Source organism: Sphingobium sp. FG58, assembly GCF_057809055.1.
Map to the genome: position 1 here is coordinate 1 of NZ_JBMDJF010000045.1, position 3,006 is coordinate 3,006.

Here is a 3,006-nt window from a genome sequence, read left to right on the forward strand (position 1 = left end):
CCTTTCGTGGTCCAGACTATCACAGTCTCTGGGCCACTCAGCGGGGGGCAGATCAGGCGATGCCCAACGCATTCCAACCCCATTCCTCTGCGATCAGACCGCCCAGTGGCGGACCGATGAGTGCGCCCCCAGCGCCAAACTGCGTCAGCAGGCCGTTGGCGGTTGCGATGCGCGGATCATGAGGGCTTTCGGCTCCCGCCAGGATGGGCAGTCGCGCGAACATCAGCGGTGACACGAGGCCGCTTAACAGGACCGCAATAACAACAACAACGCTGGTCGTGTTCATGTCTGCCACACGGCCAAAGGCCAAGGGGACCAGCAGCGCCGTTCCGGTGAGGGCGGGCACGGCAATCGTTAGAAAGCGTCGGACCGACAATACTCCCCGCCGGATCAGCAAGATGGCAAAACCAGAGGCTGGCAGCGCACAAAGCGACGCAAGCGACGCGACCAGACTGGCTTCGTTCACCGCCGCACCGCGTTCCCCGATCAAAAAAGTCGGCAGCAGCATGGTCAGCGCGCAGAGGAATAATGTGTAGATGCCGAACGCGAAGGTGGAGTACCACGCCGCCGGGGCAGGCAGCACGATCCGCCAGCTATCGCCATCAACCACCGGCAGACGCAGCACCGGAATGATCACAAAGACCAAAAGTCCCGCCCACATTAAGAGAATGCCTCGCACGCCAAGGGCGGTCACCCCGAAACCGGTGATGACGCTGCCTATCGCGATCCCTACCGGCACGAAGCTGCTCCACAGGGCCAGAGCGCGTGGGCGTTCGCGATCATCGGCTACTGCGGCGATGGCAGTCGGCGCGGCAATAACGACGAGTAGATAGCCGACACTTTCTGCCGCGCGCGCAGCGAAGAGCATGGCCGGACCTGTCGCCAGCGCTTCCGCAAGACTCGTGGAGGCCAAGATCGCCACCCCCGCAAGCAGGGACCGTCGACATGTTATCCAGCCAAGCGCCAGCCCTGCGGCGAAACCGAACAGGCCTCCACCCACCTCGAGCAGCGAGATCAACAACCCCGTTTCAGGCAGCGATAGGCCGAAACGATCGCGCAATAGCGGCGCGATCGTTGAGAATTTCGCCAGCTGTGCGGCGGCAAGTACACCGATGAGCCAGAGGAACAGGATTGTGGGCCAGCGTTTCTGCATGACGGAAGGACTAGAAACCCCGCCAGCGTTCGCCCACGAAAAAAATATGCGTCAGTCGATCGTGGTGGTGAGCCGTCCGATACGCCCATCTGAAAGTGGCACCGTTTCCCACTGCATGAGGCTAGGATGCACAATCACGATGTCGCTATCGTTGGAACCAGTCTCGAACTGGAGGCGCTGGCAAGGGCGCTCGAACCAACCGTGATCCCGAAGACCGGCCTCTGCTACCACGATTTCCGGACTGGCAAAGCGCCACAGTGATTGTCCAAGATACTTGTCTTCGCTAGTCGCCCAGCTCGCCACGCGGGATGGTGATGCGGCTAATAGCCGGTGCGTCGCGTCGCATACGAGATGCACGGCGAGAGTTGAACTGGATACCAAGCGCCTCAGCGCCGCGTCGGCATCGTTGTTCGCGTTCGCCGCGATCATCGCTACGATACGATCACGGTGGCAGGTTTCAGGTTCATGTGCGCCGCTTTCCCATCGCGATACGCTGCCCTGCGACACGTCAAGCAACTCGGCGACATGGCCCTGCTTGATGCCGTTCAGACGGCGGAAGCGACGTAACGCCCTTCCCACGGGAAGATCGGGAATCATGAATGCAGCATAGTCGAACTATATTTTCAAAGACAGCGATTGAGGCATGTTGGAGCGGATGGGACCAGAATGGGATGCTGACCGACAAACACATGAATCTCAGGCAGTCGCCACGCGGTTCCGCCGAAAATCCGGCGCGCACGAATTGTGCGGTCCTGCGATCCCGTGGAATGTCTGAAAATCACTGTCGGATTGAGAAAGTGTCCGACAACGCCGGTGGCAGGGTTTTCCGTCAGGGGGCGTCGGCGCTGATCTGGCACCTGGCCGCGACCGCCAGCATGGACCGGCGCGTTTCATGTGATTGTCGGCAGTTAGGATGTCACGAAACCTATGACGCAAGATCGGTGAAATAAGCACTCTCAGATTCAGTTAACTTCTTTGGGCCACTTATTACTTCATCGTTCCCGTAAAGTAAGGCAATGCCTTGATCTGCATCAATGGCTAGATACCAACCTTTATAAGCGTCACCAACAACCTGCCATGCAATTGTGCGATCTCTTATTATGTCAAAAATTACATCCACTTTACGAGGGTCGTTTTTGAACAGTCGGCGCAAGCTGGCGAGTATCTTATTCGCGTGCCTTCTATCCTCCACGGTGGACAGACGCTGATTTTGTTGACGTCTGTAAGCCTCCGCCTGTTGGCGTTCCTCCTCCAACAAAATGGCGCGTCGCTCATCTCGTAAGGGGTTGGCTGAGAATAGACGTTCCAACCGATGGTGCATGGCGTCGGTTGGGACCACTTCCAAGTGAGGAAGTGACTTGATCCACTCAATTCTGCGCCGGAGAAAGCTTTCATGATCGACAGCAAAAAGCCGGGTGTTTAGTGCATCGAAATCCTTGCGTAGTGGCGATGATTTGCGAAATTCATCGTAACGGGAGTTCCACTCTGAAATATCATAACCGACTTGAGGCACCAGATTGGCAAGATCATTGTAGATTTCAGCAATTTCGGATGCGCCGCATGCCATCAATCCAGCACGGCATGCCTCTACATTATGAGGTTTATACCCAGAATTGCCGACATAAATGTAATGCCCATTCTGACGGACTTGGCCATAATAGTATGTGACTTGACTGTTCCAAAGTATCTCTGGAGCAATTTCATCAGCGCGCAGACCACCCTGTTGATGTGCTAGCGCCGCAAACGATGACAACGAGTCAACAGCTTCCCAAAGCTCATCGGATTCCCATCGAGCCTTAGAGCCTGATCGGAAATTAAGTTGAGGGGTATCAGCAGGTTAGGTTGACGGCCTG

At 56.8% G+C, this 3,006-nt stretch carries 3 protein-coding genes; all 3 read right to left on the reverse strand.

The genetic code is table 11. The features are described 5' to 3' along the window. Nucleotides 1–52: 52 nt before the first annotated feature. Nucleotides 53–1,153 carry an MFS transporter gene (locus tag ACODR8_RS19820; RefSeq protein ID WP_489008836.1) on the reverse strand — a complete coding sequence of 367 codons (1,101 nt, stop codon included), beginning with the start codon at nt 1,151–1,153 and terminating at the stop codon, nt 53–55. A gap of 51 nt (nt 1,154–1,204) precedes the next feature. Next, a complete protein-coding gene (locus ACODR8_RS19825; protein WP_489008837.1) occupies nt 1,205–1,750 on the reverse strand; it encodes a helix-turn-helix domain-containing protein in 546 nt (181 codons plus the stop codon). A 328-nt stretch (nt 1,751–2,078) separates the two neighbouring features. After that, nucleotides 2,079–2,906, reverse strand: a complete 828-nt coding sequence (locus tag ACODR8_RS19830) for a DMP19 family protein (RefSeq protein ID WP_489008838.1) — start codon at nt 2,904–2,906, stop codon at nt 2,079–2,081. Nucleotides 2,907–3,006 lie beyond the last annotated feature (100 nt).

Bases quoted from the DNA above. Each gene is read 5' to 3' on its own strand.
- ACODR8_RS19825 (WP_489008837.1), bottom strand. From the start codon at position 1,750: ATGATTCCCGATCTTCCCGTGGGAAGGGCGTTACGTCGCTTCCGCCGT.
- ACODR8_RS19820 (WP_489008836.1), bottom strand. From the start codon at position 1,153: ATGCAGAAACGCTGGCCCACAATCCTGTTCCTCTGGCTCATCGGTGTA.